This is a genomic window from Pleomorphomonas carboxyditropha (assembly GCF_002770725.1).
Lineage (GTDB): Bacteria > Pseudomonadota > Alphaproteobacteria > Rhizobiales > Pleomorphomonadaceae > Pleomorphomonas > Pleomorphomonas carboxyditropha.
The window spans coordinates 314,874-338,723 of the sequence record NZ_NQVN01000001.1 but is presented as its reverse complement, the minus strand read 5'-3'; the positions used below and the strand labels follow the sequence as shown (position 1 = coordinate 338,723).

Below are 23,850 nucleotides of genomic sequence, written 5' to 3'. Positions count from 1 at the left end.
AGGCGCCGCGAATATCAGGCGCTCTCCACCTCGGCGATCGCCGCCTTCACGGCACCGGCGATCAGGTCCATGTCGGTCGACAGCGTGGCGAAGGTGAAACCGAGGCCGAGATAGCGGCGCACCAGCGCCGCGTTCGCCCCAAAGGCGCCGCACACCTTGCCGGCCGCCTTCGTCTGCCGCACCACCCGCTCCATGGCGGCGATGGTGTCGGGCCGGTCGAGCCCCGGCTCGCCGTCCGGCGACAGCGCGATGGACAGGTCGTAGGGGCCGACGAACACGCCGTCGATCCCGGGCACCGCCAGGATGGCGTCGAGATTGGCCAGCGCCGAGCGCGTCTCGATCATCACCACGGCCAGCGTCGAGCCGTTGGCCGAGGTGCGGTAGGCCTCGGCCGAAAGACCGGATAGCTGGACGGCGCGGGCCGGCCCGTAGGAGCGCAGGCCATCCGGCGGATATTTCATGAAGGACGCGAAGGCGCGGGCGTCGTCCACCGTCTCGATCATCGGCGCCACCACCATTTCGGCGCCCCAGTCGACAAGGCGGGAGGCCGACTGGTATTCGCCGACCGGAACGCGGGCGAGCGCGTAGCCGCCGGCGGCCCGGATGGCGGCGAGCATGGCGGGCGCGGCGCCCATGTCGATCATGCCGTGCTGCAGGTCGAGCAACAGCGCCTCGAAGCCGGCGCGGACCATCGTTTCGGTGGTGAGCGGATCGGGCAGGCAGGACCAGCCAACCCGGAGCGGACGATCGCCGGCAAGAGCGGCGCGCAAGGACGGACGTTCCATCGTCTCCCTTTCGGACGGGTCAGGGTTCGGCCCTGACCTCGAGTTCGGCGCGCGCCATGAAGTCGCGCATCGCCGCCTGTATCTCGTCGCCCGTCACGGCAATGCCGGCATTGGCGAGATCGTCCGTCAGCTTGGCGAAGACGTCGCGGCCGCCGACCCGGGTGAGATCCGCGAGAACGACGGTGCGAGCATAGTCGGCCGCCTCGGGTTCGCCCATACCCAATTTTTCCGCCGCCCACAGGCCGATGAGCTTGTTGCGGCGCGCCGTGGCGCGGAACTTCAGCTCCTCGTCGCGGGCGAACTTGATCTCGAAGGCTTTTTCCCGATTGTCGAAGACTGCGATGGTGCCGTTGTGACTACTTCCGCCGGACAAAGGCAGGCTTCGGCTCCATGTCGTGGACATCCGAACCTCCTTTCTCTCAAAGGCGAAAGCTCAAACACTCTCCTTGCTTCAAATATATGTTTTCACGGCCTCGTGATCAACTTGGACGGAAGTCGGTAAATAACATTTAGAGTTAAGGAATGACCACTACGCGAAATTGCAGGCGGACGGGATTGTTATCCGCGACCCGATCGGATAGTGTGCAGCCAGGCGAGGGAGCGGGCGGACGTCAGTTCGCCCGCTTTCTGTGCTTAGAATGCATCCACGCTGGCGGGCCTTGCATGCCGGTCGGAGTGTCGACGCATCCTGAACTCCCGCCGAGGCAACAAGCGGGCTAATTTGTGAATCGCACCCGGAGCCCCGGCCTCATGGATTTCATCAACAGACCACGGTATATCCCCATGAACCGCCGCCGGCGTATCTACGAAGGTAAGGCCAAGATCCTGTACGAAGGTCCCGAACCGGGTACGTTGATTCAACACTTCAAGGACGACGCCACGGCGTTCAATGCCAAGAAGCACGAGATCATCGACGGCAAGGGTGTTCTGAACAACCGGATTTCGGAATATCTCTTCACCCATCTCAACAACATGGGCATCCCCACCCATTTCATCCGCCGGCTCAACATGCGCGAGCAGTTGATCCGCGAGGTGGAGATCATCCCGCTTGAGGTGGTGGTGCGCAACGTCGCCGCCGGCTCGATCGCCACGCGTTTGGGCATCGAGGAAGGCACGCAACTGCCGCGCTCGATCATCGAGTTCTACTTCAAGAGCGACGAGCTCAAGGACCCGATGGTCTCCGAGGAGCATATCACCGCCTTCGGCTGGGCCTCGCCGCAGGAAATCGACGACATCATGGCGCTGGCCATCCGCGTCAACGACTTCCTGGCCGGCCTGTTCCTCGGCGTCGGCATCCGCCTCGTCGACTTCAAGATGGAATGCGGCCGCCTCTGGGAAGGCGACATGATGCGCATCGTCGTCGCCGACGAGATCAGCCCCGACAGTTGCCGCCTGTGGGACATCGCCACCGGCGACCGCCTCGACAAGGACCGCTTCCGCAAGGATATGGGCGGCCTCGTCGAAAGCTACACCGAAGTCGCCCGCCGCCTCGGCATCCTCAACGAATCCGAGCAGACGCGCCCCTCCGGCCCGACCTTGGTGAAATGACGCCCGGCGCCGCAAAAATCGGCGCGCAGAACCGGCGGAACGCCGCGAAAACCGACTTGTGAATCCGAGAACGCCGGGTTATTCCCCCGGCGTTCTTTATTTTCGGGATACGGCCATGAAAGTGCGCGTCACCATCACCCTCAAGGCGGGCGTTCTCGATCCGCAGGGCAAGGCGATCGAGGGCGCGCTGCGCGGCCTCGGGTTCGCCGGCATCGACGGCGCCCGCCAGGGCAAGATCGTCGACCTCGCCCTCGCCGAGACCGACCCGGACAAGGCCCGCGCAACGGTGGCCGACATGTGCGAGAAGCTGCTCGCCAACACCGTCATCGAGAACTACGACATCGCCGTTCTCGGCTGAGGCGGGCATGGCCGACGGTTCCGACGATACGCGCCGGATCATCCGCTTCATGCTGATCAAGGCGGCGATCTTCATCGGTATTCCGGTCGTTGCCGCCGCCTTCGCCATCCTGTTCCTGATGCCCTGACCCTTCGAGGAGAAAACGATATGCGCTCGGCCGTCGTCCTCTTTCCCGGCTCCAACCGCGACCACGACATGGTCAAGGCGCTCCACGACGTCACCGGTAACAGGCCGACCGTGGTCTGGCACCAGGACGCCACGCTGCCCGACGTCGACCTGATCGTCCTGCCCGGCGGCTTCTCCTACGGCGACTACCTGCGCTGCGGCGCCATCGCCGCCCGCTCGCCGGCCATGCTCGACGTGGCGAGGAAGGCGAAGGCCGGCGTCCGCGTCCTCGGCGTCTGCAACGGCTTCCAGATCCTGACCGAGGCGGGCCTGTTGCCCGGCGCGCTGATGCGCAACGCCCACCTCCGTTTCGTCTGCAAGGAAGTGAAGCTGCGGGTGATCAACAACGCCACCGATTTCACCCGCGCCTATGCCAAGGGGCAGGTGATTCGCTGCCCGGTGGCGCACCATGACGGCAACTATTTCGCCGATCCCGAGACGCTGGCCCGCCTCGAGGACGACGGCCGCGTCGCCTTCCGCTATGCCGAAGGCACCAATCCCAACGGCTCGATCAACGACATCGCCGGCATCCTCAACGAGGCCGGCAACGTGCTCGGCATGATGCCGCACCCGGAAAACCTGATCGAGGCGCTGCACGGCGGCCTCGACGGCCGCGGCCTGTTCGAGAGCGTTATCCAGGCCGTCGCCGCCTGACAGACATGCGGGCCGGGGCGTGAGGCCGGACGGACCGGCCCGCCGCCGGTCCGACGAGGGACCATCGCCCAAGGGGATTGCCCGTGTTCCAGAACGACATCGACATCACGCCCGACCTCATCGCCCGCCACGGGCTGAAGCCAGACGAATACGAGCGCATCCTCCGCCTGATCGGGAAGAAGCCGACGCTGACCGAGCTCGGCATCTTCTCGGCGATGTGGAACGAGCACTGTTCCTACAAATCCTCCAAGAAGTGGCTGAAGACGCTGCCGACCAAGGGCGACAAGGTGGTGATCGGCCCGGGCGAGAACGCCGGCGTCATCGACATCGGCGACGGCGACGTCGCCATCTTCAAGATGGAGAGCCACAACCACCCGTCCTACATCGAGCCCTACCAGGGCGCGACGACCGGCGTCGGTGGCATTCTGCGCGACGTGTTCACCATGGGCGCCCGGCCGATCGCCGCCATGAACTCGCTGTCCTTCGGCGAGCCGGACCACCCGAAGACCCGCCATCTGGTGGCCGGCGTCGTCGCCGGCGTCGGCGGCTATGGCAATTCCTTCGGCGTGCCGACCGTCGGCGGCGAGGTGCGCTTCCACGCCCGCTACAACGGCAACTGCCTGGTCAACGCCTTCGCCCTCGGCATCGCCAGGCGCGACGGCATCTTCCTGTCGGAAGCCAAGGGCGTCGGCCTGCCCGTCGTCTATCTCGGCGCCAAGACCGGCCGCGACGGCGTCGGCGGCGCCACCATGGCCTCGGCCGAGTTCGACGACACCATCGAGGAGAAGCGCCCGACCGTGCAGGTCGGCGACCCCTTCACCGAGAAGCGCCTCTTGGAAGCCTGCCTCGAGCTGATGAAGACCGGCGCCGTCGTCGCCATCCAGGACATGGGCGCCGCCGGCCTCACCTGCTCGGCGGTGGAAATGGGCGCCAAGGGCAACCTCGGCATCCGCCTCGATCTCGACCGCGTGCCGCAGCGCGAAGAGGACATGACGCCCTACGAGATGATGCTCTCCGAAAGCCAGGAGCGCATGCTGATGGTGCTGGAGCCGTCCAAGGAGAAGGAGGCCGAGGCCGTCTTCCGCAAGTGGGAGCTCGATTTCGCCGTCTGCGGCGAGACCACCGACGACCTGCGCTTCCGCATCATCTGGCAGGGCAAGGAAGTGGCCGACCTGCCGATCAAGGAGCTGGGCGACGAGGCGCCGGAATACGACCGTCCCTGGGTCGAGCCCAGGAAGGCGGCGCCGCTGGCCGCCGACGCCATCCCGGCGGTGAACGACGTCGGCGCCGCCCTGATCAGGCTGATCGGCGCCCCGGACCAGGCGTCGCGCGCCTGGGTCTACGAGCAGTACGACTGCCTGGTGCAGGGCAACTCGGCGCAGATTCCCGGCGGCGACGCCGGCGTCGTCCGCGTCGAGGGTACGCAGAAGGCGCTCGCCATGTCGGCCGACGTGACGCCGCGCTACTGCGACGCCGATCCCTTCGAGGGCGGCAAGCAGGCGGTCGCCGAAAGCTGGCGCAACGTCACCGCCGTCGGCGGCGACCCGATCGCGCTGACCGACAACCTCAACTTCGGCAATCCCGAGAAGCCGGAGGCCATGGGCCAGTTCGTGCGGGCCTTGCAGGGCATCGCCGAGGCCTGCCGGGCGCTCGATTTCCCGATCGTCTCGGGCAACGTGTCGCTCTACAACGAGACCAACGGCGAAGGCATCCTGCCCTCGCCCACCATCGTCGGCGTCGGCCTCTTGCCGGACGTGACCAGGATGGCCACCATCGCCTTCAAGGCCGACGGCGACGAGGTCATCCTCGTCGGCGGCCACGGCAGCCATCTCGGCCAATCGGTCTATCTGCGCGACCTGCACGGCCGCGAGGAAGGCACGCCGCCGCCGGTCGATCTGGCGCTCGAGAAAAAGAACGGCGACTTCGTGCGTGGCCTGATCGCCTCCGGCCGCGTTGCCACCTGCCACGATCTCTCCGACGGCGGCCTCGGCGTGGCGCTCGCCGAAATGGCGATGGCCGGCCGGCGCGGCGTCCGCGTCGAGCTCGGCTCTCGCGTGCCGCAAGTCGCCGTGTTCGCCGAGGATCAGGCCCGCTACCTGATCGCCGTCAAGCCGGGCGAAGCCGCCGCCATCCTGGCCGACGCCGCCAGGGCCGGCGTCAGCGCCGAGCGGATCGGCACGGTGGGCGGCGACGCCGTCGACTTCGGCGCCGCCGGCAAGGCATCGGTCGCCGACCTCAAGGCGGCCTACGACGGCTGGTTCCCGGCCTTCATGAGCGGCAAGGCCTAGGGCGTATCAGGCTTGGACTGGACCCTGTCCGGGCCGACCGAATATGCTCGAAGGTATGAGCCTTGAGCATTTCCTTTTTGACCGGATGATGCCATCTGATCGGATGAGGCCGGGAGATTGCCGGCCGGCAACGAAAAGAGGGGTGTTCGACATGGCCATGCAGGCAAGAGACATCGAGGCGATGATCAAGGAAGCGCTGCCGGACGCCAGCGTCGAAATTCGCGACCTCGCCGGCGACGGCGACCACTATTCGGCCATCGTCGTATCGGAAGCTTTTCGCGGCCTGACGCGGGTCAAGCAGCATCAGTTGGTCTACGATGCGCTCAAGGGAAAGATGGGCGGCGAGCTGCATGCCCTTGCGCTTCAGACCAGCGCGCCTTAACTTTGAATGCTTCCAATTCGGACCTTGAATCCGACCGACCGAGGTAGACCCATGGCTGATATCAAGTCGATCATCGACAACGAAGTGAAGACCAACGACATCGTCCTGTTCATGAAGGGCACGCCGGATTTCCCGATGTGCGGCTTCTCCGGGCAGGTCGTGCAGATCCTCAGCTACCTCGGCGTGCCCTTCAAGGGCGTCAACGTGCTGGAAAATCCCGAGCTGCGCGAGGGCATCAAGGCCTATTCCAACTGGCCGACGCTGCCGCAGCTCTACGTGAAGGGCGAATTCGTCGGCGGCTGCGACATCGTCCGCGAGATGTTCCAGAAGCAGGAATTGCAGTCCTACCTCAAGGGCGCCGGCATCGCCGTCAACGAGGCGGCCGCCGAATAAGCCTTCCGGCCTCTTCCCTGCGCCTTTCCAAGGCCCCTGCCGGTCCCGGCGGGGGCCTTTTCGTTCTCCCGAACCACCCCGCGCGGAGGACGAAGGGCACCGCTGCCTTCTCTTCGAAGGCGGCTAACCCGCATTTTCCCGATTTTGCCAGAAAAACGTCGCCTCGAGGCGCATGCGTTTCGTGAACGGAAGCCGCCGTCATTCACGCCGGCGCCGATCGTCATTGAGCAGCGGCGAGGCGGTTTTTCGCGGCAGACCGCGGTTTTACCGAGCGCCGCCCAAGCCGTTCAACTCCGGCCACACGATTTCGCGATCCGGCGTTCACCTTCCCGACGCGCACTCGTCAGCGGAGGCCGGTTTCGCCGTGATCGATCGAGGTGCAGATAGAGGTCATCGGCAGCGAGCAAAACCTCCCCGCTGCCACCCGACAGAATTTACGACCCGAACAAGACTTGAAGACCGGAGTTATCATCATGAAGACCTTCCTCACCGCTGCCGCTTTCGCCATCGTTCTGGCCCCCGCCCTCGCCAACGCCGCTTCCTCCTTCGATCCGGGCGCCGACAATGCCTCGCCGACCTTCGTCGAGGCTCCCGCCCAGGTGAACCCGGCCAACGCCGCCGCCGCCAAGGCGGATGCCCAGCGCTATGCCACCGTCGCCGGCAACGCGGTGGTCGGTACCCACGGCGCCGCTCCCAGCACCGTCGTCGAATACGATCCGGGTGCGGCCAGCGGCAACGACTTCGTGACGAAGACCATTCTGCCGGGCGCCAGCGCCGAGATCGCCCATCAGCGGAATATACCCTTCGCCGAAAACAGCGACGTGATGGGCAACTGATCGTCAGCTTGAGCTCAACCGGTCGGCGAAAGCTGACGTTTGTCGGGAAGGCCGCCCCCTCGGGCGGCCTTTTCCGTTTTTCCATTCGCTCTTCCTGTCACAAACGGGGGAACGAGGGATTAGGATGGCACCCGCGGCCGCCGAAGCGGTCTGTCGAGGCAAGGAAAGGGAGAAGGCAACGTGGGCAGGGGCATTCATTTTTCGGCCGTCGACGCCGTCGTCGACCGGGCCGTGGGCCGGACCATCGTCGGCGCCAACATCCTGATCGAGCTGGACGGCGAGCTCGTCTACAGCCGGCAGGCCGGCTACCTCGACCGCGAAGCGCTGAGGCCGGTGGCGCCGCGCACCCTCTTCCGCCTGGCCTCGGTGACCAAGCCGATGGTTTCGGTGGCCGCCCTTGCCATGGTCGAAGCCGGCCGGCTGCGGCTCGACGATCCGGTCACCCGCTATCTGCCCGACTTCCAACCGCGCCTTGCCGACGGCAGCGCGCCGCCGATCACCATCTCGCAGCTTATGACGCACACCTCGGGCCTCACCTACGAGGTGGACAACGGCAACGGCAAGCCGGCTTGCGGCGGCACCGGTCCGTCCGACTTCGACCTCGCCGAGAACATCAGGCGCATCGCCGCCCTGCCCCTCGCTTTTGCGCCCGGCACCGGCTGGCGCTATTCGGTCGGCATCGACGTGCTCGGCGGCATCATGGAAGTGGCCGACGGCCGGACGCTGCCGGAGATCGTCAAGGCCCGGGTCACCGACCCGCTCGGCATGCCCGACACCGCCTTCTGGCCGACCGATCCCGACCGCCTGGCCGTTCCCTACGCCGACGGCACGCCGCCGATCCGCATGGGCGATACCCAGCTCGTCAAGGACGGCGACGGCTTCGTGCTGTTCTGGCCCGGCCGCGCCTTCGACAGGACGGCCTTCCCGTCGGGCGGCGCCGGCATGATCGGCACGGCCGAGGATTTTCTCGTCTTCCTCGAGGCGATGCGCAAGGGCGGCGCGCCGCTGCTGTCGGCGGCCTCGATGCCGCTTCTGACCGAGGCGCATACGGTGGATCTCGATCCCGCGCCGTCCGGCCAGGGATATTCGCACGGCTGGTCGATCTATCGCGACCCATCCGTGCAGAACGTGCCGTGTAGGCCCGGCACCTGGGCCTGGGGCGGCATCTACGGCCATCAATGGTACGTCGATCCGGCGACCGGCCTCACGATTGTCATCTTCACCAACACGGCCCTCGAAGGCTGCACGGGCGCCTTCCCGAAGGACGTCTTTCAAGCCGTTTACGCCGCCCTCGGCGACTGAAAAGCGAAAAGGCCGCCCGATGGGCGGCCTTTCCATATGTCCGAAGCTTCGGAACCCTATCAGCGCGAGTAATACTCGACGACCAGGTTCGGCTCCATCTTGACGGCGTAGGGCACGTCGGCCAGCGCCGGCACGCGCACCAGCTTGGCAACCTTCTTGGAGGTGTCGACCTCGATGTAGTCGGGCGTGTCGCGCTCGGCGAGCTCGACCGACTCGAGAACCAGGGCCAGTTCCTTGGACTTCTGGCGAACCTCGATCACGTCGCCGACCTTGCAGCGGTACGAGCCGACGTTGACCTTGCGGCCGTTGACGGTGACGTGGCCGTGGTTGACGAACTGGCGGGCGGCGAAGGGGGTCGGCACGAACTTGGCGCGATAGACGACGGCGTCGAGACGGGTCTCGAGCAGGCCGATCAGCGCTTCCGAGGTGTCGCCGCGCAGGCGGACGGCCTCTTCGTAAATCTTGTAGAACTGCTTCTCGCTGAGGTCGCCGTAATAGCCCTTCAGCTTCTGCTTGGCACGGAGCTGCAGACCGTAGTCGGAGGTCTTGCCCTTGCGGCGCTGACCGTGCTGGCCGGGGCCGTATTCACGCTTGTTGACCGGGCTCTTGGGGCGACCCCAGAGGTTCTCGCCCATGCGGCGGTCGATCTTGTACTTTGCACTATGGCGCTTAGACATCGCGTATCCCGCTTGTAGTCGGTGTTTCTTTCAGGACGCGCGCCCTCCTCTGCTCCGAGGCGATCCAAAGACCGCCCGAAACCGACAGGGAAACGCTGCGCGCGGCAGGTCCCCCACGGGACACGTGAACGGCCGCGCCGGCTCCTCGTTGCCAAGGAACCGGCGGGTTGAGGGGTGAATAGTCGAGGGAGCCGCCGCTGTCAAACTGAAAGCGCGGCATTTCCGCCTTTTCGCTTAGCCAATGGCCACTTTCGGCCCTTCGCCGGCGAAGAGGTTGCCACCTTCAACGAATCCGAAGGCTTCGAGCATGGCGGGGGCCGGCCGGCGGCCGGTCGAGAAGAAGCGGGGCGGGGCGGCTTCGTCGCGCGACGGGCCGGCGCCGGCCGTCACGGTCGCCACCCGGCGGGCGATGGCCGGCGCCGGATCGATCCACTCGACGGGCCAGGGAGCGAGCGCCTTCAGCCGGTCGAGCACCAGCGGATAATGGGTGCAGGCGAGCACCACCGTGTCGGTGCGCCTCCCCCCTTCTTCCACGAAGCAGGGAGCGATTTCGGCGACAAGCTCGGCGTCGGTGACCGGCTCGCCGGAAAACTGCCGTTCGACCAGTCCGGCCAGCCCCTTTGAGCCGACCAGCGTGAAGCGGCAGTCGCCGCCGAACGTCCCGATCAGGTCGTGCGTGTAGTCGCGCTTCACCGTGCCCGGCGTCGCCAGCACCGAGGCCAACCGCGACCGGCTGTGCTCGGCGGCCGGCTTCACCGCCGGCACCGTGCCGACGATCGGCAGCTTGAAGCGGGCGCGCAGCGGCGGCAGCACCAGCGTCGAGGCGGTATTGCAGGCGATCACCAGCGCCGCCGGGTCGAGCACGGCGAGCGCCTCGTCCATCAGCGACACGACGCGGCCAATCAGCGCCTCCGGCTCCAGCGCGCCATAGGGAAAGACGGCGAGATCGGCGACATAGTCCATGCCGGCGCCCGGCAGCGCCTTGCCGATTTCGCGGGCGACCGAAAGGCCGCCGACGCCGCTGTCGAACACCAGGATGCGCATGGAAGTCCTTGGAGCCTGTCTCGTTGGTCTAGCCTTGCCAGCCGAATGCGGCGACATCGGGCCCGGCGCCGTCCATCCTCGAACCGCAGGGTTAACGAAAGCTTGCGGCTAAAGCATCGGACCGAAAAGTGAAATCCGGTTTTCGGAAAATCCGATGTGCAAACAAAAGCCTAGAGCCGGGACGCCGCTCTAGGCCTCGCCGTCGTCGGTGATCCGCTTCTTCGGCCGGTGGTTCTTGCCGTCGAGGCAGGTGATGATGCCCCTCAGCGTCCGGATCTCCTGCTGCGTCAGTTGCTGGCGCTGGAAGATGGCGCGGAGATTGTGGATCATCGTCGGCCGCTTCTCGGGCGGGTGGAAGAAATGCCGCTCGTCGAGCACCGATTCCAGGTGATCGAACAGCCCGAGCAGCTCCGCCTTGCCGGCCGGCGGCGAGCGGTCGGAGGCGGCAAACGGCAATGCGCCGTCGGGATCGTCGAAGCCGGCCTTGCGCCACTCGTAGGCGACCACCAGCACCGCCTGGGCGATGTTGAGCGAGGCGTATTTGGGCACCACCGGCAGCGTCAGGATCTCGTCGGCGAGCGCCACCTCGTCGTTGTTGAGGCCCCAGCGCTCGCGGCCGAACAGCAGGCCGACCGCCGCGCCCTGGGCTTCAAGAGCCCTTATATGCCTGGCCGCGTGAACCGGCCCGCGCACCGCCTTGGTGACGTCGCGGTCGCGCGCCGTCGTGGCGTAGACGAAGGAGAGATCGGCGATCGCTTCCTCCAGCCTGTCGTAGACGCGGGCGGCGTGGATGATGTGCGTCGCCTTGGCGGCGTTGGCTTCCGCCTTGTCGTTGGGCCAGCCGTCGCGCGGGGCGACGATCCGGAGATCGGAGAGGCCGAAATTGGCCATGGCGCGCGCCGCCGCGCCGATATTCTCGCCCATCTGCGGCTCGCAGAGGATGATGGCCGGTCCGCGCCCGGCCGCTTTGTCGTCCGACATGATGTTGCCTGTCCCGCTTTCGCCGCGGGTTTGGCATATCGCGCCGGTCAAGAAAAGGGAGAAATCCCCGACCGTTCCCGAAGCCGGGTGGCGCACGCCGGTGCGCCACCCGATCGTCACTCAGCGCGGCCCGGCGACCGAGGTGGCCCGCTCGCTGCCCTGCCGCTCCAGCATCCAGCCGGGGTATTCGGCCGGCAGGGCCGAGACGGCGTCGAGGCGGGCAAGCTCGTCGGCCGACAGGACCACCTCGCTGGCGGCGATATTGTCGTCGAGCTGCTCGACCGACTTGGCGCCGATGATCACCGACGACACGAACGGCTTGTGCAGCACATAGGCGAGCGCGATGCGCGCCACCGACACGCCCTTCTCCCTGGCGATCTCGGCCATCACGTCGACGGCGTCGAAGGCGCGGTCCTTGTCGACCGGCGGGAAGTCGAAGCTGGCGCGGCGGGCGCCTTCCGGACCCGAACCGTCGCGGCTGTACTTGCCGGACAGCAGGCCGCCGGCCAGCGGGCTCCACACCATCAGCCCCACCTTTTCGGAAAGCAGCAGCGGCGCGATCTCCCGCTCGAGGTCGCGGCCGGCGATGGTATAATAGGCCTGCAGGCTGGCGATGCGGCCGAGACCCAGCCGGTCGGCGATGCCGAGCGCCTTCATGATGCGCCAGGCCGGCCAGTTGGAGACGCCGACATAGCGGATGAGACCTTCGCGGACGAGGTCGTCGAGCGCCCGCACCGTCTCCTCGATGGGCGTCACCGGGTCGGTGCCGTGGATCTGGTAGAGGTCGATATAGTCGGTGCCGAGCCGCTTCAGGCTGGCTTTGACGCCATCCATGATGTGGCCGCGCGAGGCGCCGCGATCGTTGACGCCCTTGCCGACCGAACCGAACACCTTGGTGGCCAGCACCACGTCGGAACGGGCGCGGCCGGAATTGCGGATCGCCGCGCCGGTGATCTGTTCCGACAGCCCCTCCGAATAGACGTCGGCGGTGTCGATGAAGTTGACGCCCTTGTCGAGGGCGCCGGCGACGATGCTGTCGGCGACCGACTGGTCGAGCGAGCCGATGGCGGTCCAGAAGCCCTGACCGCCGAAGGTCATGGTGCCCAGGCAGATTTCCGATACGAGAAGGCCGGTGCCACCGAGCGTGTTGTAGCGCATGTCATCACCTTGAAGAATTGCATTGAGGAACGTGAACGCGACCGGCGCGAAGCGCGCGGGTTCGGGCAACAGAACGAAAGCGGAGAGCAACTCCGGATGCCCGTCCCCAGACATAGGCCGCCGCCGGTCGGCAGAAAAGCCGGGCCGGAAGCGACAGCCTGATTAGTTCATCTATACAATCATCGCCTATTGATGCTGTATTATGCGGCCGGCGCCGCCAACCGCCAAATCACGCTTGAGCGAGCCGGCGGCGGGCGAAATCCGGAAGGCACCATGGCCAGGACCGACCTCTTCGACGGTATAAGCGAATTTCTCACGGTGGTCCGGCGCGGCAGCTTTCGCGCCGCCGCCCGCGAGCTCGGCGTCACCCCCGGCGCCGTCAGCCAGGCGGTGCAGACGCTGGAGCGGCGGATCGGCCTGCCGCTTCTCCACCGCACCACCCGCCATGTCGCCCTCACCGAGGCCGGCGAGCGGTTTCTTGCCGAGGTGCGGCCGGCCGCCGACGCCATCGCTGGATCGCTCGATACGCTGGCCAACCTCAGCGGCAGGCCGTCGGGCACGCTCAGGCTGCTCGTCCATAACATCGCCGCCCGCGAGGTCCTGGCGCCGGTGCTGCCGGCCTTCGTCGCCGCCTACCCGGACATCGCCGTCGACGTGGTGACCGACACCAAGCGCCACGACCTGGTCGGCGACGGCTTCGACGCCGGCATCCGCATCGGCGAATTCATCGACCAGGACATGCTGACGGTCCGCGTCACCCCGCCCTTCTCCTGGGTGGTGATCGGCGCGCCGGCCTATTTCGCCGCCCACGGCAGGCCCGCGACGCCGGACGATCTCGCCCATCACAGCTGCCTGCGCTTCCGCCTGCCCGACACCGGCGATCTCTACCGCTGGGAATTCGAGCGGGAAGGCGTCGCCGTCACCAGCGATCCGCCGGGACAGGTGACATCCGACGATTCCGCCCTGTTGCGGGCATTGGCGGTGGCCGGCCTCGGCCTCACCTACTCGTCGTCGCAGAACGCCCGCCGCGAACTCGCCGACGGCCGCCTCGAGACCTGCCTCGACGACTTCGCGCCGGCCCGCGACGCACTTTACCTCTACTATCCCAAGTCGAGCCGGATGCAGCCCAAGCTGCGCGTCTTCATCGATGCCTGCCTCCGGCAGATGCGCGAGCAATCGAGGGATTAGAGCATCGGACCGAAAAGTGGAATCCGGTTTTCGGTAAATCCGATGCGAGAACAAAAGGCTAGATCGTCGCTTTGCGTCCGTTAGGACGCACGACGATCTAGCGGCCAAGCCCGGCGACAAACGAGCCGACCGCCAGAAGCCCGAAGGTGAGGATCAGGCCGCCGGACAGTCGCCCGACCCACACTGCGAAGCGGTCGCCGACCTTGTGGCGGACCAGCGCCACGCCGCCCGTCAGGATGACCCACCAGGCGAGCGAGCCGGCGAATACGCCGGCGATCACCACGGCCGCCGAAGCGGCATCGGCGGTCGAGGCGAGGCCCAGGCCGGCGAAGAACACGGCGAAGGACAGGATGGTCGTCGGGTTGGCGATGGTGAGCAGGAAGGTGGCGCCGATGCTGCCGACAAGGTCGCGGGCGCCGATGTCGGCGGCCGGCCGTGGCGGCTTCGGCCGCATGCCTTGCCAGCCGAGCCAGATCATGGCGAGGCCGCCAAAAAGCCGCAGCGGCCCGTCGATCGCCCCGAGAAAGGCCGAGAAGGCGGCAAAGCCGAGCGCCGCCAGGCCGCCATAGAGGGCGTCGGCCAGCGCCGTGCCGAGCCCGCCGGCAAGACCGACCCGGAAGCCGCGCTGCAGCGTCCGGTTGATGCAGAGCGCGCCGATCGGCCCGAGCGGCGCGGCGACGGCGAAACCGAGGGCGAAGCCTTTGGCCGCCAGCAGCAGGAGGCTCACGATCGCTCTCTCCGCGGCCGGAAAGGCGGCTCGACGACGGTCGACAGGGCGATCATCGTCTCGCTGCGGGCGATCAGCCGCCGCCGCTTGAAATCGTCGAGGAAGGCCTCGATGCCGGCGAGCGACCCGACGCGGATCTTGATCAGATAGTTCCAGCCGCCGGTGACGTGCTGGCATTCGACGATGGCGGGATGATCGGCGGCGACCGCCCGGAACGCAGCCTCGTCGGCATCCGCCGCCAACCCGACGAAGACGAAGGCGGCGATGCCGAGGCCCAGCGCCTCGGCGTCGGCATCGACGGTGAAGCGGCGGATCACGCCGCTGGCGGTGAGGCGGCGGATGCGTTCGTTCACCGCCGACGTCGACAGGCCGACCTCGCCGCCGATATCGGCCAGCGAGCGGCGGGCGTCGTCGCCGAGGCACATCACGATTTGACGATCGATTTCATCCATTGCGCATGATTTCCCGATATATAGCGTATCGTCAACATTATTTCCCGACCAATATCATTATGGCAGGAAAATTTGAGATCAAAGCCAATCCGCGATAACAATGCTTCACATGGACAGTCTTCCGGCAAATCCCCTATAACGAGACGGACGCTCCGCCGCGCCAGCCTTGGCCGACGGCGTCGAGACGGAACGCGGCGACCGCCGCGTCCGCCGGGCAGAGGAGAAAAGCATGGCCTATGATGTCGCGGTTCTGGTTGGCAGCCTGCGCAAGGGATCCTTCTCGCGGGCAGTGGCCGACAACCTCGCAACGCTTGCCGCCGACAAGCTGACGCTCCGCAGCGTCGAGATCGGCGAGCTGCCGCTCTATAACCCCGACCTCGACGACGACACGCCGCCGGCCGCCTGGACCAAGTTCCGCGGCGAGGTCGTCGGCGCCGACGCCGTGCTGTTCGTGACGCCCGAATACAACCGGTCCATTCCCGGCCTTCTGAAGAATGCCCTCGACGTCGGCTCCCGCCCCTATGGCAAGAGCGTCTGGAAGGGCAAGCCCGCCGCCATCGTCAGCGTTTCGCCCGGCCTGCTCGGCGCTTTCGGCGCCAACCACCACCTGCGCCAGCCGCTGGTCTTCCTCGACATGCCGGTCATGCAGCAGCCCGAAGCCTATGTTTCCAAGGTCGGTGACCTCCTGGATCAGGACGGAAAGCTCGCCAACGCGGACACCAAGTCCTTCCTCGCCGGCTTCCTCGCCGCCTTCGCGACCTGGATCGGCAAACACAAATAACGGCTGGGAGACAACATGACCGTCACCAACGAGGACGAGCTCGACGGGCTCAAGGCGATCGGCCGCGCCGTGGCCGACGCCATTGCCGCCATGGCAACCGCCGTCCGCCCCGGCGTCACCACCGCCGAGCTCGACGAAATCGCCGGCCGGGTGCTCGACGAGGCCGGCGCCATACCGGCGCCGAAAGCGACCTACGGCTTCCCCGGCGTCGCCTGCATCTCGGTCAGCGAGGAGATCGCCCACGGCATCCCCGGCGACCGGGTGCTGAAGGTCGGCGACCTCGTCAACCTCGACGTTTCCGCCTCCAAGGATGGCTTCTTCGCCGACAGCGGCGCCTCCTTCGCCGTCTCGCCCGTGCCGGCCAGGCTGGACCGGCTGTGCCGCGACGGCCGGCGCGCCATGTGGGCCGGCATCGGCGCCGTCGCCCCCGGCCGGCCGCTGGCCGGCGTTGGCCGCGCCGTCGGCGCCTTCGCCCGCAAGAACGGCTACACGCTGGTGCGCAATCTCGGCAGCCACGGCGTCGGACGCTCGCTGCACGAGGAGCCGTCCGACATCGCCACCTGGCCGGATTCGCACGAGCGGCGCGTCATCACCGACGGCCTCGTCTTCACCGTCGAGCCCTTCCTGTCGCTGGGCGCCGAATGGGCCGAGGACGGCGACGACGAATGGACGCTCTATTCCGAGCCGCGCGCGCCGACCGTGCAATTCGAGCACACCATCGTCGCCACCCGCAACGGCCCGGTGGTGGTGACGCTGCCCTCCGAACAATAACCAATTCGCGAAGATACCGACGCATCCGCTCATTGAGAGCATTGCCGATTTCTCATGTGCATCGAGGGCATGAGAAATCGGCAAGAGGCATTTTCAATGCCCCTTGGTATAACGCCTTCCGTTTACGTCAGCGTACGCCCAAAAGCGATGCGGCCGGACTGGCCTCGGCGGCAACGCCATGCTACAGGCGGATCATCCGTGCGTTTGCGTATCGGCAGGCGTGCGAACCGGCCTCACGGCCCGGCCACACCTTCGGAAGGTCACCCCACTATGGCGAAGATCAAGGTTCAGAACCCGGTCGTCGATCTCGACGGCGATGAGATGACCCGCATCATCTGGCAGTTGATCAAGGACAAGCTGATCCTGCCCTATCTCGACATCGACATCGACTATTACGACCTCTCCGTTCAGAACCGCGACGCCACGGCCGACCAGGTGACGGTCGACGCCGCCAACGCCATCAAGAAGCACGGCGTCGGCATCAAGTGCGCCACCATCACGCCCGACGAGGCGCGCGTGAAGGAATTCAGCCTCAAGGAAATGTGGAAGTCGCCCAACGGCACCATCCGCAACATCCTCGGCGGCGTCATCTTCCGCGAGCCGATCATCTGCAAGAACGTGCCGCGCCTCGTCCCGGGCTGGACGCAGCCGATCGTCGTCGGCCGTCACGCCTTCGGCGACCAGTACAAGGCCACCGACTTCAAGTTCCCCGGCAAGGGCACGCTGTCGATCAAGTTCGTCGGCGAGGACGGCGCGGTGATCGAGAAGGAAGTGTTCAAGGCCCCCGGCGCCGGCGTGGCGCTCGCCATGTACAACCTCGACGAATCGATCCGCGACTTCGCCCGCGCCTCGTTCAACTACGGCATCCTGCGCAAGTGGCCGGTCTATCTCTCCACCAAGAACACCATCCTCAAGGCCTATGACGGCCGCTTCAAGGATATCTTCCAGGAGGTGTTCGACGCCGAGTTCAAGGCCGAGTTCGACAGGCTCGGCATCACCTACGAGCACCGCCTGATCGACGACATGGTCGCCTCGTCGCTGAAGTGGTCGGGCGGCTACATCTGGGCCTGCAAGAACTACGACGGCGACGTGCAGTCCGACACGGTGGCGCAGGGCTTCGGCTCGCTCGGCCTGATGACTTCGGTGCTGCTGACGCCGGATGGCAGGACCGTCGAGGCCGAGGCGGCCCACGGCACCGTCACCCGCCACTATCGCGAGCACCAGAAGGGCAAGGAGACCTCGACCAACTCCATCGCCTCGATCTTCGCCTGGACGCGCGGCCTCGCCCACCGCGCCAAGCTCGACGACAACGCCGACCTGGCCAGGTTCGCCACCACGCTGGAAAAGGTCTGCGTCGACACGGTGGAAAGCGGCTTCATGACCAAGGATCTCGCCCTGCTGATCGGGCCGGACCAGAAGTGGCTCTCCACCACCGGCTTCCTCGAGAAGGTCGCCGAGAACCTCGAAGCCGAAATGGCCAAGTGGTAAGCCGGTCATCCCGGTCGAATACATCGGGCGGCGGATCGGAAACGGTCCGTCGCTCTTGGTTTGACTGGCGGCGGTCCGGAAAGATTGATGAGGATGACGGCGGCTTTCCTACTTGAAGACCGATGACAGCCCGCCCGTCTGCCAATACTCTCATGACGGGCGGGCATTGCTCTCATGCCACGGCAGCGCTGGATATGCCGGGCAGCCCGTCCTGGATTTCGAGGCCGGCCCGTTCTTCTGCGGGCTCGCCGCCAACCGGAGGGGTAGACGTGGCGCACAAGTTCGAGATCAAGAAGAACAAGGCCGACGAATACGTCGCTTACTTCAAGTACAATGGCGAGACCATCTTCTGGACCGAGGGCTACAAGTCCAAGGCCTCGGCGATCAACGCCATCGAATCGATCAAGAAGAACGGTCCGACGGCCCCCACAGAGGACAACGGCTGAAGCGCGGCCGGAAAAGCCATGCGCCCGCCGGACCGCAGCCGGCGGGCCTTTCGAATCGTCCGTCACATGGTGACGGCGAAGAGGCGGATGCGATGGCCGTCCGGATCGTTCACCATCATGCTGCGGCCGAAATCCATGTCGGTGGGCGGCTGGAGCACCGGCAGGCCGCGCGCTAGCCAGCTTTCGTGAAAGGCATCGACCTCGGCGGGCGCCTTCAGGGCTACGCCGATCTCCAGCGCACCCGGCGCTCCGCCGGTCGCCGGCTCGACGGTGGCTTTCGACCACAGCCCCACCTTGATGCCGCCGTCGAGGACGAACAACACGAAGGTCGCAGAGGTCTCGACCGGCGGCCGGCCGAACAGCCCGGCATAAAAGCCGCTGCTTTTCTCGGGATCGGCGACGTGCAGCAGATAATAGGTGGGCGTGACCATCGGCATCTCCTCGCATCCTGGCGATGAGCAGCTTATGACGGTCTACTGCCAAAATATGTCAGCATAAAATATCAGACAAGGAGGCCCGCGAGAGCATCCTTCAGACGCGCGGCCGCATCGGCAGGAAAGGCCGCCGCCAATGGACCAGCATGGCCCCAAGGGCGTAGGCGGCCTGGAAGAAGATCGCCGCCTCGGCGATATGCAACGCCACGCGCGGGCCGGAGGCGCCGATGGTCACGGCCTCCAGGAAGGCGCATGCGCAGGCCGCAAGCGCCAGCGGCGCCATGGCGAATACCCGGAACTGCGTTCCGACGACGAGGCCGGCCACGACCAGCACAAGCACCAGTTCGAGCGCAAGCATGCATTGGCCTCCGACATTCCGGATCGCCTCCCCCGCCGCGGGATCGGAGCGAACCGTTCAAGCTGCGAATTCAATTCCAACCAAAGCGTATCATGCTTAAATTTTGCTATACGGTTTATTTCTACTTAGTCGTAGTAACACGTGAAAACATCACCCTCGATGAATCGCCACGCCGACTTTCCACTCTGTGAAACAATTATCACGTTCCATTCAATGACTTGGCGAAAAACTGCCCCGACTAGACTTTAGTTGGTACCGTTGGCAGCCCGCATGCAAGCCGGCTGCGTCAGCCGCGCGCCGCCGCCCAGGCGGCCTTCTCGGCCCGCTCGCGCGCCGCGCGCTCCGGGTCGAGCGTGCGATAGAGCGAAATGCTGTCGGTCGGCAGATAGCCAAGCGCCGTGTAGAAGGCGAGCACGGCCTGATTCTCGCTGCGGACCAGAAGATTGATCTTCGGCGCGCCGCGCGACCGGCACCAGGCCTCGGCCGCCTCAACCAGCGCGCGGCCGATGCCGTCGCGGCGGCACCGAGGATCGACGCCGAGATAGTAGAGGGCGCCGCGATGGCCGTCGTGCCCGGTCATGGCGGCGCCGACGATGCTGCCGCCGGCCCGCGCCACCAGGACCGTCGCTGTCTCGGTCGCCTCGGCCAGCGCCACATCGGCCTCGGGATCGTTCCAGGGCCGCGTCAGGCCGCAGCGCGACCAGAGTGCGATCACCGTCTCGCGTTCGTCGCCGGCCATCTCGCCGATGACCATATCCGCGCCAGAGGTCACTTGCCGTCTCCCCTATCGCCGGCCGGACACGCGACTCCGATAGCCCGCCGACCGGCATCCAAAACCAAGTTTAGATATAGCCGATCCTTGTTGCGGATACAGGCACCCTCTGCGCTCACCCCTTTTCATCGAAGCACACGGATTTTTGAGAACGGAAAAATATAATTATATTTCAATTGCTTACTCAATTTCAGATCGGCCGTATGCCGATGCAGGACGAAAATTCTCCCCGAAGAGTCCGCCATCGACGAAATTGCCCCTTGCAATCCGACTCAGTTTCGATATATCTAATCACATCACGATCTAACAGGAACTAGACATGCACCATAAATTCCACTTCCCCCACGGCTTCCACGACCATGACGACGACCGCCGCGCCACCGGCGGCCGGGGGCCCTTCGGCCGCCCCCTCTGGGGCGAGCGCGGCGAGCGCCCCGACCGTCATGGCCCCGGCCATCGCGGCGGTCCGTTCGGCCGCGGCCGCTTCTTCGACAACGGCGTGCTGCGCCTCGTCGTGCTGGCGCTGATCGCCGAGCAGCCCCGCCACGGCTACGAGATCATCAAGGAGATCGAGGAGCGCACCGGCGGCGCCTATGCGCCGAGCGCCGGCGTCATCTATCCGACGCTGACGCTGCTCGAGGAGACCGGCCAGATCGAGGTGATGAGCGCCGAGGGCAACAAGAAGCTCTACGCCGCCACCGACGCCGGCCGCGCCACCGTCGAGGAGAACCGCGCCGCCATCGACGCCGTGCTTGCCCGCTTCGCCGAGGCCGGCTCCGACCGCCGGCCCGAGCGCGATCCGCGCCTCATCCGCGCCGTCGAGAACCTGCGCCTCGCCCTTCGCCTGAAGACGCAGAGCGCCGCGCTGACGCCGGCGCAGATCGACGCGCTGGCCGAGCTGCTCGACGACACGGCCCGCAAGATCGAGCAGATCTGAGCAGCCTCCCGCCAAAGACAAACGCCCGCCCGAGCCACCGCTCGGACGGGCGTATATTTGTGCCAGCTGCTAGAGCAATTTCAGCAAAAGTGGGAACCGGTTTTGCGTCCGAAATTGCGCCTATTCAAAGAGATAGAGCATTTCCGGCGAACCTGTTCTCGCCGGAAATGCTCTAGGATCAGCCTCCCAGCGCCGCCCTGACGGCGGCGAGCGCTTCCGCCGCCTTGGCGCCATCCGGGCCGCCGGCCTGCGCCATGTCCGGCCGGCCGCCGCCGCCCTTGCCGCCCAGCGTCTCGGACGCCACGCGCACCAGATCGACGGCCGAGAAGCGCGCCGTGAGATCCGGCGTCACGCCGACCACCACGCCGGCCTTGCCGTCCTCGGAGACGCCGACCAGCGCCACCACGCCCGAACCGAGCTTGGCCTTGCCCTCGTCGACGAGGCCCTTCAGGTCCTTCGGGCTGACGCCCTCGGCCACCCGTCCCAGGAACTTGACGCCGGCGATCTCCGTCACCTCGTCGGCGGCCGCGCCGCCGCCCATGGCGAGCTTGCGCCTGACCTCGGCGAGCTCGCGCTCCAGCTTGCGCCGCTCCTCGACCAGCGCCGCCACGCGATCGACCACGTCGCCGACCGGCACCTTCAGCTCGCGGGCGACGTTGCGCACCGTCTTTTCCTGGTCCTCGAAATAGGCGCGGGCGCCGTCGCCGGTCAGCGCCTCGATGCGGCGCACGCCGGCCGCCACCGCGCTTTCCGACAGGATGTGGACGAGGCCGATCTCGCCGGTGCGCGACACATGCGTGCCGCCGCAGAGCTCGGTCGAGTAGGTCTTGCCGGCCTTCTCGCCCTCGAGCGCCGTGCCCATGGTGACCACGCGCACCTCGTCGCCGTATTTCTCGCCGAACAGCGCCATGGCACCCTCGGCGATCGCCTCCTCCTGGCCCATTAGGCGGGTGGTCACCGGGCCGTCCTGCAGCACGATGGCGTTGGCGAGGCGGCTGACCTCGGCGATCTCCTTCTCGTCCATCGGTTTCGGGTGCGAGAAGTCGAAGCGCAGCCGGTCGGGCGTCACCAGCGAGCCCTTCTGGGCCGCGTGCTTGCCGAGCACCTCCCTGAGCGCCTCGTGCAACAGGTGCGTCGCCGAATGGTTGGCGCGGATGCGCGAGCGGCGGGCGTGATCGACCGAGAGCTCGACCGGCTCGCCGACCTTCACGGCGCCGTCCTCGACGGTCACCTGATGCACGAACAGGCCGTCGGCCTTCTTGGCGACGTCGGTGACCGCCAGCCGGAACCCGGCGCCGGAGATCGCGCCGACATCGCCGACCTGACCGCCCGATTCGCCGTAGAACGGCGTCTGGTTGACGATCAGCGAGCCCGTCTCGCCGGCCTTGAGCTCGGCGACTTCCTTGCCGTCCCTGACCAGCGCCACCACGACGCCCTCGGCCTTCTCGGTGTCGTAGCCGAGGAACTCGGTGGCGCCGACCTTCTCGCGAAGGCCGAACCAGACGGTCTCGGTGGCCGCCTCGCCCGAGCCGGCCCAGTTGGCGCGCGCCTCGGCCTTCTGCCGCTCCATGGCGGCGGCGAACCCGTCAGTGTCGACGCCAATGCCGCGCGCCTTCAGCGCGTCCTGCGTCAGGTCGAGCGGGAAGCCGTAGGTGTCGTAAAGCTTGAAGGCCGTCTCGCCATCGAGGCTGGCGCCCTGGGCGAGCCCACCGGTCGCTTCGTCGAGCAGGCCGAGGCCGCGCGCCAGCGTGCGGCGGAACCGGCTCTCCTCGAGCTTCAGCGTCTCGGTGATCAGCGCCTCGGCGCGCACCAGCTCCGGATAGGCCTGGCCCATCTCGCGCACCAGCGCCGGCACCAGGCGATAGAGCAGCGGCTCCTCGGCGCCGAGCAGGTGGGCGTGGCGCATGGCCCGGCGCATGATGCGGCGGAGCACGTAGCCGCGCCCCTCGTTGGACGGCAGCACGCCGTCGGCCACCAGGAAGCTCGAGGCACGCAGATGGTCGGCGATGACGCGGTGCGAGGCGAGGCGCTCGCCCTCGGCGGCAACGCCGGTCGCCTCGACCGAAGCGCGGATCAGCGCCTGGAACAGGTCGATGTCGTAGTTGTTGTGGACGCCCTGCAGCACGGCGGCGATGCGCTCGAGACCCATGCCGGTGTCGATCGACGGCCGCGGCAGCGCCACGCGCTCGCTCTTCGACAACTGCTCGTATTGCATGAACACGAGGTTCCAGATCTCGATGAAGCGGTCGCCGTCCTCCTCGGCCGAGCCCGGCGGGCCGCCCCAGATGTGGTCGCCGTGGTCGAAGAAGATCTCCGAGCAGGGGCCGCAGGGGCCGGTATCGCCCATCGCCCAGAAATTGTCCGAGGTGGCGATGCGGATGATGCGGTCTTCGGGAAGACCGGCGATCTTCTTCCAATAGGTCGCCGCCTCCTCGTCCTCGGAGTAGACGGTGACCAGCAGCCGCTCCTTCGGCAGGCCGAATTCCTTGGTGACCAGGCCCCAGGCCAGTTCGATCGCCCGGTCCTTGAAGTAGTCGCCGAAGGAGAAATTGCCCAGCATCTCGAAGAAGGTGTGATGGCGGGCGGTATAGCCGACGTTGTCGAGGTCGTTGTGCTTGCCGCCGGCGCGGACGCACTTCTGCGAGGTGGTGGCGCGGCTGTAGGGGCGCTTCTCGAGGCCGGTGAAGACGTTCTTGAACTGCACCATGCCGGCGTTGGTGAACATCAGCGTCGGATCGTTGCGCGGTACCAGCGGGCTCGACGACACCACCTCGTGACCGTTCCTGCCGAAATAGTCGACGAAGGTCTTCCTGATCTCGTTCACACCACTCATGACGATCCGCCTGCCTGCGCTGGGACGGCACCGCTCGCATCACCCGCGACAGCCGATCCGCCCGAACCCCATTTTCCGCGAGCCGCTCGCAC

27 protein-coding genes are annotated in these 23,850 nt (G+C 66.6%); 15 read left to right on the top strand and 12 right to left on the bottom strand.

Going from position 1 to position 23,850, the window contains the following annotated elements; genetic code table 11:
- Positions 1 to 14: 14 nt before the first annotated feature.
- Both CJ014_RS01610 and CJ014_RS01605 read right to left on the bottom strand, forming a co-directional pair.
- Positions 15 to 785 carry an HpcH/HpaI aldolase family protein gene (locus CJ014_RS01610; protein ID WP_100078765.1) on the bottom strand — a complete coding sequence of 257 codons (771 nt, stop codon included), beginning with the start codon at positions 783 to 785 and terminating at the stop codon, positions 15 to 17.
- Positions 786 to 804: 19 nt separating this feature from the next.
- Positions 805 to 1,188, bottom strand: a complete 384-nt coding sequence (locus tag CJ014_RS01605) for a DUF1476 domain-containing protein (protein WP_342588504.1) — start codon at positions 1,186 to 1,188, stop codon at positions 805 to 807.
- 347 nt (positions 1,189 to 1,535) lie between these two features.
- Here CJ014_RS01605 and purC point away from each other — a divergent pair, with 347 nt between their 5' ends.
- The 9 genes from purC to CJ014_RS01565 all read left to right on the top strand — a co-directional run bounded on the left by purC (position 1,536) and on the right by CJ014_RS01565 (position 8,711).
- On the top strand, positions 1,536 to 2,333 hold the full coding sequence (gene purC / locus CJ014_RS01600) for a phosphoribosylaminoimidazolesuccinocarboxamide synthase (protein ID WP_026782764.1): 798 nt from the start codon (positions 1,536 to 1,538) through the stop codon (positions 2,331 to 2,333).
- Between the two features lie 115 nt (positions 2,334 to 2,448).
- Positions 2,449 to 2,691, top strand: coding sequence for a phosphoribosylformylglycinamidine synthase subunit PurS (gene purS, locus CJ014_RS01595; protein WP_100078764.1), 243 nt, complete (start codon positions 2,449 to 2,451; stop codon positions 2,689 to 2,691).
- 7 nt (positions 2,692 to 2,698) lie between these two features.
- Positions 2,699 to 2,818: a phosphoribosylformylglycinamidine synthase-associated small membrane protein gene (locus CJ014_RS28095; RefSeq protein ID WP_245426960.1), complete on the top strand. Its 120-nt coding sequence runs from the start codon at positions 2,699 to 2,701 to the stop codon at positions 2,816 to 2,818.
- A gap of 20 nt (positions 2,819 to 2,838) precedes the next feature.
- Positions 2,839 to 3,510 (top strand): phosphoribosylformylglycinamidine synthase subunit PurQ, encoded by a 672-nt coding sequence (gene purQ / locus CJ014_RS01590; RefSeq protein ID WP_100078763.1) that lies wholly within the window; start codon positions 2,839 to 2,841, stop codon positions 3,508 to 3,510.
- Positions 3,511 to 3,593: 83 nt separating this feature from the next.
- Positions 3,594 to 5,798 carry a phosphoribosylformylglycinamidine synthase subunit PurL gene (purL, locus tag CJ014_RS01585; protein WP_100078762.1) on the top strand — a complete coding sequence of 735 codons (2,205 nt, stop codon included), beginning with the start codon at positions 3,594 to 3,596 and terminating at the stop codon, positions 5,796 to 5,798.
- 151 nt (positions 5,799 to 5,949) lie between these two features.
- Positions 5,950 to 6,180 carry a BolA family protein gene (locus CJ014_RS01580; RefSeq protein WP_026792434.1) on the top strand — a complete coding sequence of 77 codons (231 nt, stop codon included), beginning with the start codon at positions 5,950 to 5,952 and terminating at the stop codon, positions 6,178 to 6,180.
- Positions 6,181 to 6,231: 51 nt separating this feature from the next.
- A complete protein-coding gene (grxD, locus tag CJ014_RS01575) occupies positions 6,232 to 6,573 on the top strand; it encodes a Grx4 family monothiol glutaredoxin (RefSeq protein WP_100078761.1) in 342 nt (113 codons plus the stop codon).
- A gap of 473 nt (positions 6,574 to 7,046) precedes the next feature.
- Positions 7,047 to 7,409, top strand: a complete 363-nt coding sequence (locus tag CJ014_RS01570) for a hypothetical protein (RefSeq protein ID WP_100078760.1) — start codon at positions 7,047 to 7,049, stop codon at positions 7,407 to 7,409.
- A gap of 180 nt (positions 7,410 to 7,589) precedes the next feature.
- On the top strand, positions 7,590 to 8,711 hold the full coding sequence (locus CJ014_RS01565) for a serine hydrolase domain-containing protein (RefSeq protein WP_100078759.1): 1,122 nt from the start codon (positions 7,590 to 7,592) through the stop codon (positions 8,709 to 8,711).
- 59 nt (positions 8,712 to 8,770) lie between these two features.
- Here CJ014_RS01565 and rpsD read toward each other — a convergent pair whose 3' ends face one another.
- The 4 genes from rpsD to CJ014_RS01545 form a co-directional block, all read right to left on the bottom strand.
- A complete protein-coding gene (rpsD, locus tag CJ014_RS01560; protein ID WP_100078758.1) occupies positions 8,771 to 9,388 on the bottom strand; it encodes a 30S ribosomal protein S4 in 618 nt (205 codons plus the stop codon).
- A gap of 234 nt (positions 9,389 to 9,622) precedes the next feature.
- On the bottom strand, positions 9,623 to 10,432 hold the full coding sequence (gene murI / locus CJ014_RS01555) for a glutamate racemase (RefSeq protein ID WP_245426958.1): 810 nt from the start codon (positions 10,430 to 10,432) through the stop codon (positions 9,623 to 9,625).
- A gap of 189 nt (positions 10,433 to 10,621) precedes the next feature.
- Complete coding sequence (locus CJ014_RS01550) at positions 10,622 to 11,413, bottom strand: RNA methyltransferase (protein ID WP_100078756.1); 792 nt, start codon at positions 11,411 to 11,413, stop codon at positions 10,622 to 10,624.
- A 120-nt stretch (positions 11,414 to 11,533) separates the two neighbouring features.
- On the bottom strand, positions 11,534 to 12,571 hold the full coding sequence (locus tag CJ014_RS01545; RefSeq protein ID WP_100078755.1) for an aldo/keto reductase: 1,038 nt from the start codon (positions 12,569 to 12,571) through the stop codon (positions 11,534 to 11,536).
- Positions 12,572 to 12,844: 273 nt separating this feature from the next.
- Here CJ014_RS01545 and CJ014_RS01540 point away from each other — a divergent pair, with 273 nt between their 5' ends.
- Positions 12,845 to 13,759, top strand: a complete 915-nt coding sequence (locus tag CJ014_RS01540; protein WP_100079304.1) for a LysR family transcriptional regulator — start codon at positions 12,845 to 12,847, stop codon at positions 13,757 to 13,759.
- A 97-nt stretch (positions 13,760 to 13,856) separates the two neighbouring features.
- Here CJ014_RS01540 and CJ014_RS01535 read toward each other — a convergent pair whose 3' ends face one another.
- On the bottom strand, positions 13,857 to 14,486 hold the full coding sequence (locus CJ014_RS01535) for a LysE family translocator (RefSeq protein ID WP_245426955.1): 630 nt from the start codon (positions 14,484 to 14,486) through the stop codon (positions 13,857 to 13,859).
- Positions 14,483 to 14,938, bottom strand: a complete 456-nt coding sequence (locus tag CJ014_RS01530) for an Lrp/AsnC family transcriptional regulator (protein WP_100078754.1) — start codon at positions 14,936 to 14,938, stop codon at positions 14,483 to 14,485. Before CJ014_RS01530 ends, CJ014_RS01535 begins: the two co-directional genes overlap by 4 nt.
- A gap of 229 nt (positions 14,939 to 15,167) precedes the next feature.
- On the opposite strand from CJ014_RS01530, the gene CJ014_RS01525 reads away from it, so the two are divergent.
- The 4 genes from CJ014_RS01525 (at position 15,168) to CJ014_RS01510 (ending at position 18,424) form a co-directional block, all read left to right on the top strand.
- Positions 15,168 to 15,719, top strand: a complete 552-nt coding sequence (locus CJ014_RS01525) for an NADPH-dependent FMN reductase (protein ID WP_100079302.1) — start codon at positions 15,168 to 15,170, stop codon at positions 15,717 to 15,719.
- A 15-nt stretch (positions 15,720 to 15,734) separates the two neighbouring features.
- Positions 15,735 to 16,490 carry a type I methionyl aminopeptidase gene (gene map / locus CJ014_RS01520; RefSeq protein WP_100078753.1) on the top strand — a complete coding sequence of 252 codons (756 nt, stop codon included), beginning with the start codon at positions 15,735 to 15,737 and terminating at the stop codon, positions 16,488 to 16,490.
- Between the two features lie 270 nt (positions 16,491 to 16,760).
- On the top strand, positions 16,761 to 17,978 hold the full coding sequence (locus CJ014_RS01515) for an NADP-dependent isocitrate dehydrogenase (RefSeq protein ID WP_100078752.1): 1,218 nt from the start codon (positions 16,761 to 16,763) through the stop codon (positions 17,976 to 17,978).
- Positions 17,979 to 18,247: 269 nt separating this feature from the next.
- Positions 18,248 to 18,424 (top strand): YegP family protein, encoded by a 177-nt coding sequence (locus CJ014_RS01510; RefSeq protein WP_100078751.1) that lies wholly within the window; start codon positions 18,248 to 18,250, stop codon positions 18,422 to 18,424.
- A 62-nt stretch (positions 18,425 to 18,486) separates the two neighbouring features.
- On the opposite strand, the gene CJ014_RS01505 is transcribed toward CJ014_RS01510, so the two are convergent.
- The 3 genes from CJ014_RS01505 to CJ014_RS01495 form a co-directional block, all read right to left on the bottom strand.
- On the bottom strand, positions 18,487 to 18,855 hold the full coding sequence (locus tag CJ014_RS01505; RefSeq protein WP_100078750.1) for a VOC family protein: 369 nt from the start codon (positions 18,853 to 18,855) through the stop codon (positions 18,487 to 18,489).
- Positions 18,856 to 18,955: 100 nt separating this feature from the next.
- Positions 18,956 to 19,216 (bottom strand): hypothetical protein, encoded by a 261-nt coding sequence (locus CJ014_RS01500; RefSeq protein WP_100078749.1) that lies wholly within the window; start codon positions 19,214 to 19,216, stop codon positions 18,956 to 18,958.
- Between the two features lie 286 nt (positions 19,217 to 19,502).
- Positions 19,503 to 19,988: a GNAT family acetyltransferase gene (locus tag CJ014_RS01495; protein WP_425351882.1), complete on the bottom strand. Its 486-nt coding sequence runs from the start codon at positions 19,986 to 19,988 to the stop codon at positions 19,503 to 19,505.
- A gap of 319 nt (positions 19,989 to 20,307) precedes the next feature.
- Between CJ014_RS01495 and CJ014_RS01490 the strand changes: the two genes are divergently transcribed.
- Positions 20,308 to 20,925: a PadR family transcriptional regulator gene (locus tag CJ014_RS01490; protein ID WP_100078747.1), complete on the top strand. Its 618-nt coding sequence runs from the start codon at positions 20,308 to 20,310 to the stop codon at positions 20,923 to 20,925.
- Between the two features lie 178 nt (positions 20,926 to 21,103).
- On the opposite strand, the gene alaS is transcribed toward CJ014_RS01490, so the two are convergent.
- Entirely contained in the window at positions 21,104 to 23,758 is a 2,655-nt protein-coding gene (gene alaS, locus CJ014_RS01485; RefSeq protein ID WP_100078746.1) for an alanine--tRNA ligase, read from the bottom strand.
- Positions 23,759 to 23,850 lie beyond the last annotated feature (92 nt).